Annotated in this window: 11 protein-coding genes; 2 read left to right on the top strand and 9 right to left on the bottom strand. The window is 51.2% G+C overall.

The features are described 5' to 3' along the window. Together AAF564_20685 and AAF564_20680 are read left to right on the top strand one after the other, a co-directional pair. Positions 1–1,061, top strand: a 1,061-nt coding sequence (locus AAF564_20685; protein ID MEM8487980.1) for a glycosyltransferase family 4 protein, incomplete at its 5' end; no start/stop codon positions are given. 120 nt (positions 1,062–1,181) lie between these two features. Beyond that, positions 1,182–1,793 (top strand): FkbM family methyltransferase, encoded by a 612-nt coding sequence (locus AAF564_20680; protein MEM8487979.1) that lies wholly within the window; start codon positions 1,182–1,184, stop codon positions 1,791–1,793. A gap of 17 nt (positions 1,794–1,810) precedes the next feature. On the opposite strand, the gene AAF564_20675 is transcribed toward AAF564_20680, so the two are convergent. The 9 genes from AAF564_20675 to AAF564_20635 all read right to left on the bottom strand — a co-directional run bounded on the left by AAF564_20675 (position 1,811) and on the right by AAF564_20635 (position 13,667). Further along, on the bottom strand, positions 1,811–3,706 hold the full coding sequence (locus AAF564_20675; protein ID MEM8487978.1) for a T9SS type A sorting domain-containing protein: 1,896 nt from the start codon (positions 3,704–3,706) through the stop codon (positions 1,811–1,813). 101 nt (positions 3,707–3,807) lie between these two features. Beyond that, positions 3,808–5,016, bottom strand: coding sequence for a glycosyltransferase family 4 protein (locus AAF564_20670; protein MEM8487977.1), 1,209 nt, complete (start codon positions 5,014–5,016; stop codon positions 3,808–3,810). 1 nt (position 5,017) lies between these two features. Then, positions 5,018–6,175: a glycosyltransferase gene (locus tag AAF564_20665; protein ID MEM8487976.1), complete on the bottom strand. Its 1,158-nt coding sequence runs from the start codon at positions 6,173–6,175 to the stop codon at positions 5,018–5,020. Positions 6,176–6,204: 29 nt separating this feature from the next. Beyond that, positions 6,205–7,128, bottom strand: a complete 924-nt coding sequence (locus tag AAF564_20660; GenBank protein MEM8487975.1) for a glycosyltransferase family 2 protein — start codon at positions 7,126–7,128, stop codon at positions 6,205–6,207. Positions 7,129–7,165: 37 nt separating this feature from the next. Next, positions 7,166–7,945 carry a class I SAM-dependent methyltransferase gene (locus tag AAF564_20655; GenBank protein MEM8487974.1) on the bottom strand — a complete coding sequence of 260 codons (780 nt, stop codon included), beginning with the start codon at positions 7,943–7,945 and terminating at the stop codon, positions 7,166–7,168. A 20-nt stretch (positions 7,946–7,965) separates the two neighbouring features. Next, complete coding sequence (locus AAF564_20650) at positions 7,966–9,234, bottom strand: flippase (GenBank protein ID MEM8487973.1); 1,269 nt, start codon at positions 9,232–9,234, stop codon at positions 7,966–7,968. Between the two features lies 1 nt (position 9,235). Beyond that, positions 9,236–10,690 carry an O-antigen ligase family protein gene (locus AAF564_20645; protein ID MEM8487972.1) on the bottom strand — a complete coding sequence of 485 codons (1,455 nt, stop codon included), beginning with the start codon at positions 10,688–10,690 and terminating at the stop codon, positions 9,236–9,238. Then, positions 10,687–11,889 carry a GNVR domain-containing protein gene (locus AAF564_20640; protein MEM8487971.1) on the bottom strand — a complete coding sequence of 401 codons (1,203 nt, stop codon included), beginning with the start codon at positions 11,887–11,889 and terminating at the stop codon, positions 10,687–10,689. Before AAF564_20640 ends, AAF564_20645 begins: the two co-directional genes overlap by 4 nt. Before the next feature lie 53 nt (positions 11,890–11,942). Next, on the bottom strand, positions 11,943–13,667 hold the full coding sequence (locus AAF564_20635; protein ID MEM8487970.1) for an SLBB domain-containing protein: 1,725 nt from the start codon (positions 13,665–13,667) through the stop codon (positions 11,943–11,945). Positions 13,668–13,946 lie beyond the last annotated feature (279 nt).

Raw genomic sequence — 13,946 nt, 5'->3', positions numbered from 1 at the left:
TTGCTACAGAGAGACTGGCAACGTTGCTTGCTTCCAGCATGCAGGTGGTACGTGTTAATCTGCGTGAATGGGAAGATAAGGTGGTGGATGTAAAGGGGCGTGGGAATATGATGCAGAAAATAGGCGCTTATCGGAAAGCTGCTCGCCGGCTAAAGCTCGTTGTAAAGGCAAATCCAGGGGCAATTGTGATCTGGACAGCCCCATCTCCTGAACTGATGGGACACTTCCGCGATTTGTTGACAATTCTCCCTGCGTTGAAAGGGGCTGGTAAAATCTATGGCGTTATTCATTGGGGAAGATTTTCCAGACTCTTCAGCAACAAGCGAACGGCGCTAACCGCCAAGATTTTACTGAATCGGGTAGATGGCCTCGTCTTTTTGAATGAAAATCGAGCCGATGATTGTCACCCCTGGGTTGTTGCAGAAACGCGACTGGTTGTTCCGAATGTATTGGATGAAGCTGTTGTATGTTCGGCAGAAGAGGTAGGACAAAAGCTGGCTAGAAAAAGAGTTAGAGGCAAGCTCAAAATCCTTTTTTTGAGTCACATGATCCAGGAAAAAGGCTACCTGGATGTACTGGAATCTGTACGTCTGCTCCAGGAGAAGGCCATTGCCTGCGAGGTTATCTTTGTTGGGCAATGGATGGCTGAGGAAGATAAGTTAGCGTTTGAGCAGAAAGTAGCCCGATATAAATTAGATGCTATTGTTACTCACCTCGGCGTCGTTCGGGATCGTAATAAAATTAAGGATTTACAACTTGAGGCGGATGTGTTTGTATTGCCCTCGTATATGGTTGAAGGGCAACCCCTAACAATAATCGAAGCAATGAGCGCTGGTAGCCCTGTGGTTGTATCCAACGTCGGCGGTATGATCGGTATGATCGAAGATGGAAAAGAAGGGTTTGTTGTTGAGCCTCAAAATCCGAAAGCCATAGCAGAGGCGGTGTTGCAATATCAATCATACGAAACCTGGCAGGCGCACGCCGAAGCAGCGCGAAAGAGATATCTCCAAGATTACAGCGCAGACCAAGTGCTAAAGAAATGGCTTAAATTAGTATCTTAGGCTGACAGCTCTTTTAGCTCGTTTCATATCACAGAATGACCTCACGTAATGAACCCATCTACTTTATATCGGAAGGTCCACAAGCGGGCCAGTATCTGGAGGCGCAAGCGGGCACTACAGATGAAAGGCATTTCTTTTTTTGCACCTAACTACATCTTTTTTGAAAGATTCGATGCTTCCAGTATTGTTGTTGATGTTGGCTGCGGGTTTGAAGCAGAACTAGCAATACACTTGATCGAGAAATTTGGTGTCCGCGCATTTGGCGTCGATCCGACCCGAAAGCACGGTCCTCAGTTGGAACGCCTTGCTGAGACCAGTGGCAACCGCTTTACCCATATCAACAAAGCTGTGGCACCCATGGCCGGTACCCTGGTCTTTCACCAGAGTGAACAAAACGAAAGCGGGTCGCTTTTTGATGACCATGCAAACATACAACGCGACCAGACGCAAAGTTATGAAGTGGAAACGGTAACCCTTCAAGGCCTCCACGAACTGGTTGAGCGTGCTGATATCGATTTGCTGAAATTAGACCTCGAAGGTGCTGAATACGGACTGCTAAAAGATATTGGTCCTGCTGACTTAACCGGTATTAAACAACTTTTTATAGAGTTTCACCACCATTGTATCAGCCGTTTTACCGAGGCAGATACGCACGCCATCATTGACAGAATCGAAAGTGCAGGGATGAAAAGCCATACTATCGATCAGCACAATTACCTGTTTTACTGGTAATTCCCTTACTGGTATGCTCAGGGTAAGAGCGTGAGCGTCCTGGTAAGCGAGGCTTCATCTGTAATGATGTGATAGAAATAGGTGCCGGCTGCCAGATCTGGTACCTCCCATCGAAACGTATGGTATCCTGTGCCGAGTTGTGTATCTAAAACGCGGTCTACTTCGCGGCCCGTGGCGTCAAAAATGAGTAACATGACGCGGGAAGAGTCAGGAATGCCAAAACGGAAGGTGGTGTAATCCTGGACTGGATTTGGGTAATTCGCTTCTAATTGAAGTCGGCGCGGTCGCTGGTCGAATGAATAGGGCGAGTCTTCCTGTGGCCCCCCAATACAGTCACTCCGTTCCATTGTGACGTAGCTAAATGCCGTACAGGAGGTGTTTGCCCAGAAAACCCGATCCGCATAATCTGTGGCATGCCGGTCGATTACACGGACGTCCAGCTCAATTTCATCCGGACGCGGTTGCACATCCAGCGTGAACCCGCCGGTTTGCCAGCCACTCCATTCGGAAAAGAAGGTATCTGTCAGTAATTTGGTGCGGTAATTCCACTGTATTTGAACGCCATTGGATTCACGCAAGGTGGGAATCACCAACCAGTTAGGGTCATCTAGGTCAGGTGTTTTGATCTGCCCAATTTGCCAGGGTCGAGAAGGGGGCGGGTTAAGCGGATAGCCATCCAGATTCACCCTGTCCCATGCATTTTCCCTGAAAGACGCAACATCAGCATTAACATCCAAAGGGGAGAGTGTTGTGTTGGGACTGTAGTAAAACCAGTCGATTTCCATTGTGCTCTCTTCTCCTGGCAGCAGGGCAATCTCTGCGTTCGGAGTGTGTATGCCAAGGTTAACCTTGAGCGGTAGGCCAGTTTGGTTTAGGGTGGCGCGTGATTCCATGTGGGTGTATCCCACGCCGGCTGTGTTGGCCAATGCGCTGTATACAACCTCTTTGCCATCGTACTGGATCATTAACTGCACCCACGGTGTGGCGTCACCATTGAGGTCTTTTTGTAGTGCCCCCATGCAAATGGCCGGGTCATCGATGTGGGTAACAATGCCCTTGGTAGATCGATAACAGGAAAATGCATCAGAGCCTGGTTGCAAGGGATTTCGCATCGATACACCGCCAGCCGTTTCACCTGTATCGAGCGAGAGCGCATCGCGTTCAAACATTCGGAGGCCATTTGCCATGTAGGTACGGTGGTTTGCTGCAGGCAATGTTTCTGATTCAAATACGTTGCCTGCATAGCCCTGCCGCCGCACCCAGTCGTTGTTGGCCGCCCAGATGTCGTCTGTCAACATGTCAATCGATCCGTTGGTGCGTGGCGCATAGTTAACCGAAAACCAGTTTTGCCACTCGTGATTAAATTCTACCCAGGACCTGATATCGCCAAATGCCGGCGTTGTGGCAACCGGAGAAATGATCCAGAATGCCTGGGTGAAGTATCGAATGGCTTCGAGATCGGCCAGCTTCACATTGATGACCCACGTGCCTTTGTCGAATGTGAAGCCTGATTCCATTTGGACGGGTACATTGCTACGCACAGAGGTGTCGCGCGTGTAGCCGTCAATGGCGGAGAGCTTTACACTATAAGGCCAGACGGGATTGACTTCAATGGTGCCATCGGGGTGGATGCGTCCTTCATTTTCCTGCCAGCGCCAGTTGTAATAAAACCAGGCGCGACCCGTGAAGCCGGCGCTGCCCGACCGATCTATCCAGGGATTTTCGCCAAACAAGTTTGTATCACCCGGCGGGTCGGGATAACCGGTAGACGCATAACGGAAGTCGTCAAAAATAACCTGATATGCGGGTACGTGTGATACGCGCTGCGTTGTAGCAGTTTCCTGTGCAATAAGCAGATGTGCCGGCGTCAATAGCAACACAACTGCCGCTATTATGCAGGATCTTGGGGTCATGGTGCCTGGGAATCCGGTTCCTGGAGGAGGGATGATGCACGGGTTGCTCTATTGCTTATTCCCGCTCTGCTTGCAAGTTTCTGGGGCGTAAAGATTTAACCTCAGGATGTCGGTTTGTTGATGGCGTGGTTCAGGGCCTCCTCAAATGCAGTACAGATTTTTTCGATAGAGAATGCTTCTTTCGCATGGGCACGGGCATGCTGGCCCAGGGTGTTACGTTGCGCCTGGTCGGCATAAAGTTGTTGGGCGCCGGCAATGAATGCCTGCTTGTCTTCGCTGCCTGTGATGAGGCCGGCATTGATTGTTTTAACCAGGGTTGCCGCCTGGTTGTCTTTTGGTAACGCCAGCAAGAGTGGACGTTGCGCGCACAAATACGTAAGCACTTTGGACGGGACCGAGAAGGCGCCGGCTTTTGCGTCGAGGAGCGCCACTAATACGTCTGCAGTACCCAGTACCTGGGGCAACTGGTCTGCCGGCTGATAGGGATAAAGCAGCAGGTTGTCGAGATGTAGTTTTTCCTTCTCTGTTGCCAGCCAACTGGCGCCTTTGCCCTGTGATACAACCACAACGCGTACATCGTTCTGGTTGCGAAACGCTTTTGCCAGTTCGAGCAAAAATGCCGGATTGTGTTTCATGCCCAGTGTACCGGTATACATGAAGCAAAAAGCATTATCAAGCCTTTGCGCCTGTGCCCAGGCATTACGTTTATCTGTCACAGGGATGCGGTTGATGGGCGCCCAGTTGGGAATGGTTACAACGCGCTGCATGTCAACAGACCAACGCCGTAACTGGTTAGAGAACCCATCAGTAATTGCAACAATCGCGTCACTTCGTTGCAGCAGTTTCTTTTCGAGCGCAGTATACAGTGCGCCCACCATATGGCCGGCTACAGGGATTTTTTGGCTTAGAATCTGATTGGTAGCGATGCTGATGAGGTCTTGTAGCCAGAAGACAAAGGGGATGCTGTGTGCAGCGCAGGTACGTTGAATTTTGATTTGTGCATCCAGCGGCGTGTTGGCTGAGAGCACCACATCGGGTTGGAGCGATGCAATCGCTGCCGCCGCCAGCCGGCCATAAAGGCGCTCCTGCTGCCATCGCTTTACGAGGTTGTATTTGTTAAGCGGTGTGGGCAAACTGATGGCCTCTATCCTGAATCCGGCATTCGAATTTGCTGCCTCGGTTACGCCGGGTGGTGTGGTTTGGTGAGAGTCACAGTACATGTGAACGACCTCATATCCACGCGTATGCAGTGCCTCGCTTAGTTGCACAGGAAACGCATATCCCCCAAAGTCGTGAACCAGGATGCGCATATCAGCTCTTCTTCGTTTGCTCAGCGTGCGCAATGGCGGCTATCAGGCCATCTACCTGATTGTCCATTGTCAATTTGGTTTCAGCGTACGTTGTGGCAGCCTGTGAAAACACCTCCTGGTTGTGGGTTACTTGTTTCAGGGCTGCCTGCATGGCTTCCATGTTATTGCGTGCAACGATCATCCCGTTGCTGCCATGTTCTATAGATTCAACTTCAGGGCCATGAAATGGCAGGTTGCCAGGTGCTTCCTGGGTTACGACGGGCACACCAAGCGCAAACGCATGATTGACAACCAGTCCTACATACCCAGGTTGTAACATGATGTCTGCTGCAAAAATATAGGGTGCTGAAGCATGCAAGTCGGATATGGCGCCGAGGAATTGAACATGTTGTAATTGTTTTTTTGCAACGAGGGTTTCCATGTTTTCCCGCTCCGGTCCGCCTCCAATTACAATCAGGGTTGCTGGTTTGGTGCGTTGGTAGGATTCGAAAATCTCAATGAGTTCACGGGTCCCTTTGCGCGCGACCAGTTGTGCTACAAACACAAATACGTCGTGGTCGGCGGGGATCCCAAGTCTTAAACGAACCGCTGCTTTACCTTCTGCCTCCAGGGTGTTGCGTAAGGCAAAGAGGGTGTTGGTATCCATGGTGTTCTGCGCCACAAACAGTTTCTCTGGTGCTACGTGTGGTTGCAGGTACGTGCGGGATTGTTTGGCGTAACAGGCGCATGCTTCTACCCGGTTGGCCATTGCAATCCGATACCGTTGAAGCGGATGTTTGGCTGAGAATGGGCGGTGTACGGAGTAGAAAATACCCCAAAGCACGCGGCCGGCACCTACCTTTCGTGCGCGCCGCAGCAGGCCGGGTAACATCACAGAACGCGGCGATTCTTCTGCAAGGACAACCGAAGGGGGGCCGTGTTTTTTAAAGACCTTGCGGTAAAATTGCAGATGTACTGTGGTGTCTTTATACCAGTAATTGGTGAGGGTTTCGCGCTGGAACGTACTCTCGATGTCCTTCATCAGTACCGGATTGCCCTGTGGGGGCTGGCCATGACATACGACAAGCCGGCCATCCAGGCGCTCGTTCAACCGCTCCAAAATCGGAATGCGGTATGCGGGCAACATCCGGGTGAAATAAAAAACAGGTTTGGTGGACATGGAGTACTGGTGTTAAGCGTATTTAGCAGTTAGGCATATTCGATCAGAAACCAGCGAAATAGCCTGCTGGCTGCTTCACCGCGTAGTTTGTAGCCCGCGGCCTGCGAAGGACGCAGGATGGCTGCAATCGGAAAAATAAGGGCGCGCGCGCCAAATCCAATAAGTCCACTTATACGATGTATCATCCGGGTTGTAAGGCCGTGATGCCTGCGAAGAAACTGGAGTGCGCTGCGCTGTTGCACAACCTGTTGTTCGGCGTAATAGGCCATCGAGCTTTGGCCGCCGTGGTGCGTGATGCAGGCCTCTTTGATAAAGTAATTTGTGTAGCCGGCATTGTGCAGGGCGAGGCAGAGTTCTGTTTCCTCAGAATACATGAAATACCGTTCATCCCAGCCGCCAACAGCTTTTAAGGTATCGCGGTGGATCATGATGGCGCATCCTTTAACAACTTCAACGGGCTTGGTCTTTTGCGGGTAGCGTTCTGCAGCGGAGCCGTCAAACACGTTTAAGAAGGGCAGATGGTGTTTGAGAATTCGCCATCCGCTTGTGAAATAGGCTACGCTGACCTGGTTGGTGCCATCTGTATTGAGCACGTGCGGTCCTACCGCACCGGCTTTTGGGTGTTGCGCAATGAACTCGGCGAGGGCATTAATTGCCCCTTCGTGCACAATGGTATCGGGGTTCAGGAAAAACAGGTGCCGGCCGCTGGCGATCGCTGCTCCCTGGTTGTTTGCTGCGGAGAAGCCGGCGTTTTCCTCGTTTTCAATGATGGTCAGCCGCAGGTTTTGGTTAGCAAAAGCTGCCTTTAATCGCGGGGCACTTTCATCTGGAGAATTGTTGTCAACCACGATGACTTCGATGTCCAGGTCTTTGGTTGCACTGAAAGCAGACGCTACAGCCTCGTGTGTAAAGGTGTAGGTGTTGTAGCTAACAATGATGACCGAAACATCCATCGAAACCCGGGCAGCCGTGCTGGTAGTTGATTGTTGTTTACTGTTTGGCCGTGTCCGTCTCAGCGATGCGTTCTAACACGGTCATGCCGCTATTGTGGGCGTAGTGTCGGATAATCCAGCCGGGTTCAACGTGCACAAAATCACGGGTCTCGTCAAACGACTTCTTAAAATAGTCTTCGACAGCCCGAATAACCCCACGGTCGTTTTGCCAACCTCGCCCAAGTGAGCCGTCTCGACGCCTGTAAATATCCTGCATGTTGGTGTCATGAAAAAAGACGATTGCATGATCGGCGAGGTAAGGAAACCAATGTTCAATTTCCTGAACGGTGTGGTCGTAGAAATGGCTGGTGTCGATAAACATCACCTCAACCTTCGGCTCGATGCCCTGATTTTTGCACCACGCAGGGAATTCTTTGGAGAAGGCAATGTCGTCTGCCTGGAGAAAATGCCAGTGGGGATACGAAGAGGCACTTTCGCAGTCATCAATGTCGATGCTCAGCAAGGTTGCGTCGGAGAATTGGGCAGCACGCTCAAAAGCAAAGGTGCTTTCTCCACCGCGCACGCCCATCTCCACAATGAGTTTGGGGCGCATGCGGATTGTCTCAGCAAAAAGCATGGCCAGATGTTCGTTGATGTCTGACCGCTTGCGGGCATGCTGCTGGATTTCTTCAAATGCACTGATGCCAGAAGCTGTACCTGTATTGGTATGGCCGCTGCGGATTGCGTTGTATGTATCAACATACCAGTTGATTGCACGGCCGCGGATGGAACGCCAGATGTTTTTCTTTGGGGAAGTAGCTGAGAGCTTGTCAGTCATTGCCTGAAGTCAGGGTTAGCTTAATCGTTGCTGGCATGTCGCCGGCGATATCTGATGATCATGGCCAGCATCACAAACAATTGCGTAAGCAGGGTTGCAAAGCTGGCTCCATACAGGGAGTGCGTGGGAATGAGCACAGCATTGAGCGATATATTGAATAGTACGGCAATACCGAGTATCCACGCCAATACGTTTTGATCGTCAGCAGCGGTTAACGCAGTGCTATAAAGGTAGTTCACGCTGGCAAAAGGGAAGGTCCATACTAGAATGCGTAGTGCTTTGGTTGCTGGTATTGCCGCCGGCCCCTTTTCGAGAATGCCCACAATGAATGGTGCCAGAACGCTCAAGGTAAGGGCTGCAGTGAGGCCAAAGCCGACAAGTATCCAGATGCTCTTGTTGAGTAAGCGGTTAAATTCTGCGCCAACCTCGCCGGCAAACAGGGTAGAAAGGCGGGGCAGTAAAACAGCAACGATTATTCCGGGGAAGAGCAACAGCGCTTCAAGTACCCGGAACGCAATCCCGTATTGTCCTGTGGCTTCGTCGCCCTGGATAGATTGCAGCATCACGCTGTCTGTTCTGAAATAAATCAGGACAAAGATGCTCACGAGTCCCAGTGGCAGTGCCCGTTTGATACCATTTTGAATAAAGGTGCGATCCAGCCATCTTAGCTTGAATTGCGCAAATTTGTAGCTGACCCAGGCAAGGTTGAGCAAGAGGGTAATGCCCATGCCGGTGGCTATTCCCGCAAGTGCGCCGGCTGCGGATGGCCAACGCAAGAGCACAAATGTACCGAGGCTGACCGTAAGCACCTTTTCAATAATGATCGATATAGCTTCATCCCGCAGCGTTTCGTGGGCACGGTAAAAACTTCTACAGAATTCGGTAAGGTTGAGCGCGAGCGCATAACATCCTGCAAAAGCATATGCCAGCATGTATTCTTGCCTGACTGCAGCGGATAATGCTTTCTGGTCTGTAAGCCACTGGCTGATTGCGAGCCCCAGGGTGAGGCAGAGGATACCCAGCAAGAGCCTTACAGGTAGTAAATTCGTGAGATATTGGTCGGCCTGTGAGTTGTCGCGCGCCACTTCCCGAATGGTCAACTGCGAGGTGCCGATACTTGCGATGCCAATCAGAATTGCCATGAGGGACAACGCTGCCGTGATGAGTCCGTACTGGCTGGTGCCGATGGTGTCGTACACGACATAGGTGATGAAAACGAACCAGATCGGACGCACAATTGCACTGCCAAAGCCAAGCCAGGATATGTTTTTTATCAGGCTTTTCGCCATGTCAGGCCGCGGGTTTAGCAGCGGTTGTTGTACTGGTTGCCATACGGAGACCTAGGATGATGGCGGCCATCATCGTGATCATCAGCGTGGGGTCTTCGCTTTGGAAAGGGGTTGAGGTGTTGGCCACCAGGGTTTCTCCAATCAGGCAAACCGCACACGCCAGGGCTGTGACGCGGTAAAATATGGGTAGATCGCGTGTGCGAAACAGTTTGATGCCATGCCAGATGCTACTGAACCAGAAGAAGAGCAACAGTGAGAGGCCAATGATACCGTATTTGTACCACATGCCCAGATAGCCGTTATGGATAAATGCCCATACCCGGTTGTGATCGCTGATAATGTTGAAATACTCGTAGGGGGTGCCAATGCCGTAGCCTAGAATTGGATTGGCTTTGATATACTCCCAGACGGCCATTGATTCATAAAAACGGTTGACTAATGAAAGGTCTGACGTAATTGCTGTACCCAGGGAGGTAAAGCGTTCGATCATGCCTTTTAATACAAGCGGCGCATAGGCTGGAAATATCAGAAAACCGATACTCACAAAGCCGGCAATACCCGAAGCAAACAGGACCATAATGGTTACCTTTCGCCGCAGGTCGATCAAGAGAAACAGTGCAAAAGCTCCAAGGAAAAAGGCCAGCCAATACCCGCGGCTTTGCGTTACGATCAGGCACGCAAAAAATAGAATAAAGAGGCCGGCCAACACGATGCGGTGGTTCCACTGCTTTGCATAGAGCAAAAAGGTCAGGGCACCCAGTGCCGGCATCATGAGCAGTACTTCATTGAGGGCAACACGGCCAGACAATACGTGGTATAGTTTTTCTGCTGCTGACAGGTCCGATCTGTATTCCAGGATATTGCGAATAGATACATACACACCGATCCAGGCAAGGATGAGCAGTATGTATTTTACCTTGTCAGGATGTTTGCGAATGAGGCTGGCGATGGGGAAATAAAACGCCATCATAATCAGAATCAGCACTTCGCCTACAATGACTGACAGGCTTGCGCCAAAGAGCATTGCCCAAGAGGCTGAGAGAAAGGCATAGCTCAAAAAAAGGAAAAGGGCCCAGTCTGTTTTTGTGTAGATGAGCCGGCTTTCTTTAAGGAAAACCTCTGTGAAGTACCAGGACGCCAGATAGCCTAAAAACAGCAGCCCATAGATTGCCTCTGTAAGCTGCACACCGGCCTCCCTGCTGGTGATTACAACAAATCCTGCCAGCGTGGTGTAGAGAAAAAGATCGGGTCGCTTCAGCAAGAACGGAACGGCAAACAGTGCAATTGGCACGACGGCAAACAGGCCAACATATTCTTCGATTGACCAGGTGAGATAGCCCAGGAGCACAATACCAAAAACAAGTCCGAGCACAAGTGCCCAGGTACCCAGGCGCCAAAGCCGCATGATGTGGGGGGCATAAGGCGCTGATGCGTTCATGGAAGCACCGTTGTTCATGCGCCCTTCTTGGCTTCATCGCTGATGCGTTGCAAGACGTAGCCCCCTTTGCGTTGCCACCAGTCCAACACGAGTACAAAGAGAATGCTGAGTAGCAATCCCGAGAGCGTTGCACCGATGACAATCAGTTTGCGCTTGGGTTTTGCTTTGTCAGTAGGCGCTACAGCTTTATCGACCACTTGTACTGCTTCGAATTTGCGCTCCTCCTGAAACCGCGCCTGCTCATACATGGGGGCGATAATTTCCAGAATGCTTTTCTGTATGCGTAGCTCCTGTTCAAGCTCAACATAGGTGCGCATTACTTCTGGGAAATCTCCGCGCGCAATCGGCAGAACCTCTCCGCCGCCGGCCAGCACTTCATCACCTTTACGTCTTGCAGTCTCCATGGCCTGGCGTGCAACGCGTACCCGCGGGTTTGTGGCGCCAAATTGTTGTTTCAGTGTTTCATACTCAATTTCGAGCACATATGACTCCCCGCGGAGATCAGCTACCTGTTCCAAAAAGGCAGTGGCCTGTGATTCCAGGTCAAATACCTGGTTCGTTTCCTGAAAAAGCTGGAGTTGATCTTTGAGGGAGTCCAGTTTGACAAGCGTTTCGTCGTATCTGCTTTCTACAAATCGGCGATAGTTGCCGGCATCCTGCGAAGCCAATTCGCTGTTCCGCGCATTGAGCTCCTGTACAATGAAGTTCGCCATGTCAGCTGCGCGTTGTGGATCTGTATCCAGCACAACAATCGATAAAAATTCGTCTTCCTCATCAATAGGATAAGCAGTGTTCTCTGCAAGCATGCGTATCGCAGATTCACGCGGCGAAAGGCTTTCCTGTGTTTCGTATACCGTAACCAGGTCAAATTCATCAACTACCCGCTCGTACATCGTGCGGCTAGACAAGATAGTTTTGTACCGCAGATAATCGCCGTTTCCGCCGCCCAGGAATGCAGATGCAGCCGACGCCAGGTTGCTGGCAAGGGCAGCAGATAAGGGGTTGGTACCGCTTGATTCCGGGGATAATACGCGCGCTGATGCCGCATACCAGGTCGCCATAAACAAGCTTATCACAATAGCTACAACAGCCACGAGGCCGGTAACGCCAAGGATAACTCTCCGCCACCTGAACAGCGTGCCGGCGTATTCCCAAAGTCGGGCTATTACTTTTTCGTTTTCTTCAGATTCAGCCGATTGCATGGTCTCTTTAGACATTCCTTCTTTCAATGGTGGCTCCCCGATACGCTACAATGGTTGCGATGCGCTGGTTAGTTGTTTAGCCGGTCGCGGATCAGCAAGAACGTGTTGACAACACTCACGAGTGCAGTGATGCCCGTGATGATGGTTTGTGTTCTGGCAATACGGGTTTGCCGGGCAGAAACTTCGTTCTGGAGGAGCAGGGCCTGCAGTTCGGGTGTATCTGCGATAGATTGTCGGTTGATAAATACGGTGTCTCCGGGGCGGAGTATGTGGTTGGTATCCGTGAAGACTTTACCACTGCCGGCTTCAAAAACATAACTGCCTGTTGTTAGTGGGCCTTCACCGCCTGCCAATTGTATGTAATAAGATGCGGGCTTGCCAGGGGTATAAGGGATGTAGCCCGGCTTTAATACATTGCCTACAACGTGAATGGTCTGTTCGTCTCTGGGAAACACAACAACATCTCCGCTATACAGGATTACATCTTCTGCGTCTGGCTGGAGAGCCGATTCGATGTTAATCGAAATACTGTTTTGGGCAAGCGATTTTCGGAAATAGGTGCGTTCAAAGAAATCCAGGTCGCTCGTTTCGCTGCCTGGTTTCCGTGCTTGTGATTGCCGGCGTTCGAGGTATGCAGCCCGGGGGCTCGCCTCAGGCTTCAGTCCGCCTGCCAGCGCAACAAGTTCACGCAGTGTGGTTTTTGCGTTTTCGATCGGGAAAGTGCCGGGGTAGTTCACAAATCCGTAAATTGCTGCTTCAGCGATTTCGGGCATCTGCACATTGATATGGTCGCCTGGCATCATGGTCGGTGCGACCACCGTGCCGTTGAGTAAGCCGGCAAGATTGAGGTCGATGGGCGCCTCAACCGTTCCTTTGCCTCGCCGTGTCAATCGTACATTTTCAAGATTGACCAGGTCGGCTTCGTTGGTAACAAAGTTGATGATGTCCAGCACTGTGTCGCCGGCGCGGTATTCTATTTTACCCGGAGCTGATACGCCGCCAGTAACCAAAATTGCATTGCGTTCATCGTAGGCTCCCAGGCTAATGACATCACCATCTTTAAGGTAGGGGTTCTGTGTAAGGTCGCCTTCAAGGTAGTAACGAAACAGATCGAGGCTGGAGGTTGAGCCGTCGCGGTGGCTGATTTTTATGTTACGTATCGATGGATTGTAGCCAGATTGCGTTGCCGGTACTTCTGATGCTGCTGATCCGACAATCCTGACTTCGCCACCAGCTGTCGGGTCTGGTCGGGCGGCTGCTTGTGGAGCAAATGCCTGTTGAACGGCGTCGTCTAGCCGCGCAAGTGGGAGCATGAGGTAGCGCCCGGGTTCTGGTACGGCGCCGGCAAGATGCACATAAAACCTGCGTGGCAACTGTAAGCTGACATTGATTGCTACGCGCTCATACTGCGCTTTTAATGTCGATTCAGCGAGATCGATAACTTCGCGCAGCGACTTGCCAGCGGCGGCGATGCTCCCGGCGTCGAATAACTGAAGCCGGCCTTCAGCTGAAACAGGAGACATGAGTTGCAACGGACTTGATCCGCCGATTGCTAGACTAAACTGATCGCCTGGTCCTACGATATAGGCATCCAGGTCGAGCGCGCCTTCCAGGGCAAGCAAACCACTAACTGTATTGGATGCCGCTGCAAACTGTTGCTGTAATTGTTGGAACGGGTTGATCCGGCCGGGATCATTGACTCTGCCTCCTGTGCGGTTCTGGGCAAATGCCGAGAGTGGGAGGAGCAGTGTCAGGATGAGAATTCTGAAAACCATCTGCTTTTTGTACAACATAGACCGCCTGAGAACGGTTTTTATAAGAAAAAATAGGGATTGTAGCAGAAGGGAATAGGCGACGTGCGTTGAGATGGCGTAGGCTAAAACGTGGTTGGGCAGGGTTGGTGTGCGCGTTAAATTACGATTTATCGCTTCGCATAGCAATTTATGGCATCGAAACGGGTAATCGCCGGCAATTTGGAAAACCGTTGTCAGTTTTTCAACGGAGCCAAAAGGTGCTTTTGCTGGTTACAGATACTCATAAGTGCCTGAAAAAATCAGGCCACATCTAAACGC

Source organism: Bacteroidota bacterium, from assembly GCA_039111535.1.
GTDB lineage: Bacteria > Bacteroidota > Rhodothermia > Rhodothermales > JAHQVL01 > JBCCIM01.
This window is presented reverse-complemented; position numbering and strand designations above follow the sequence as displayed.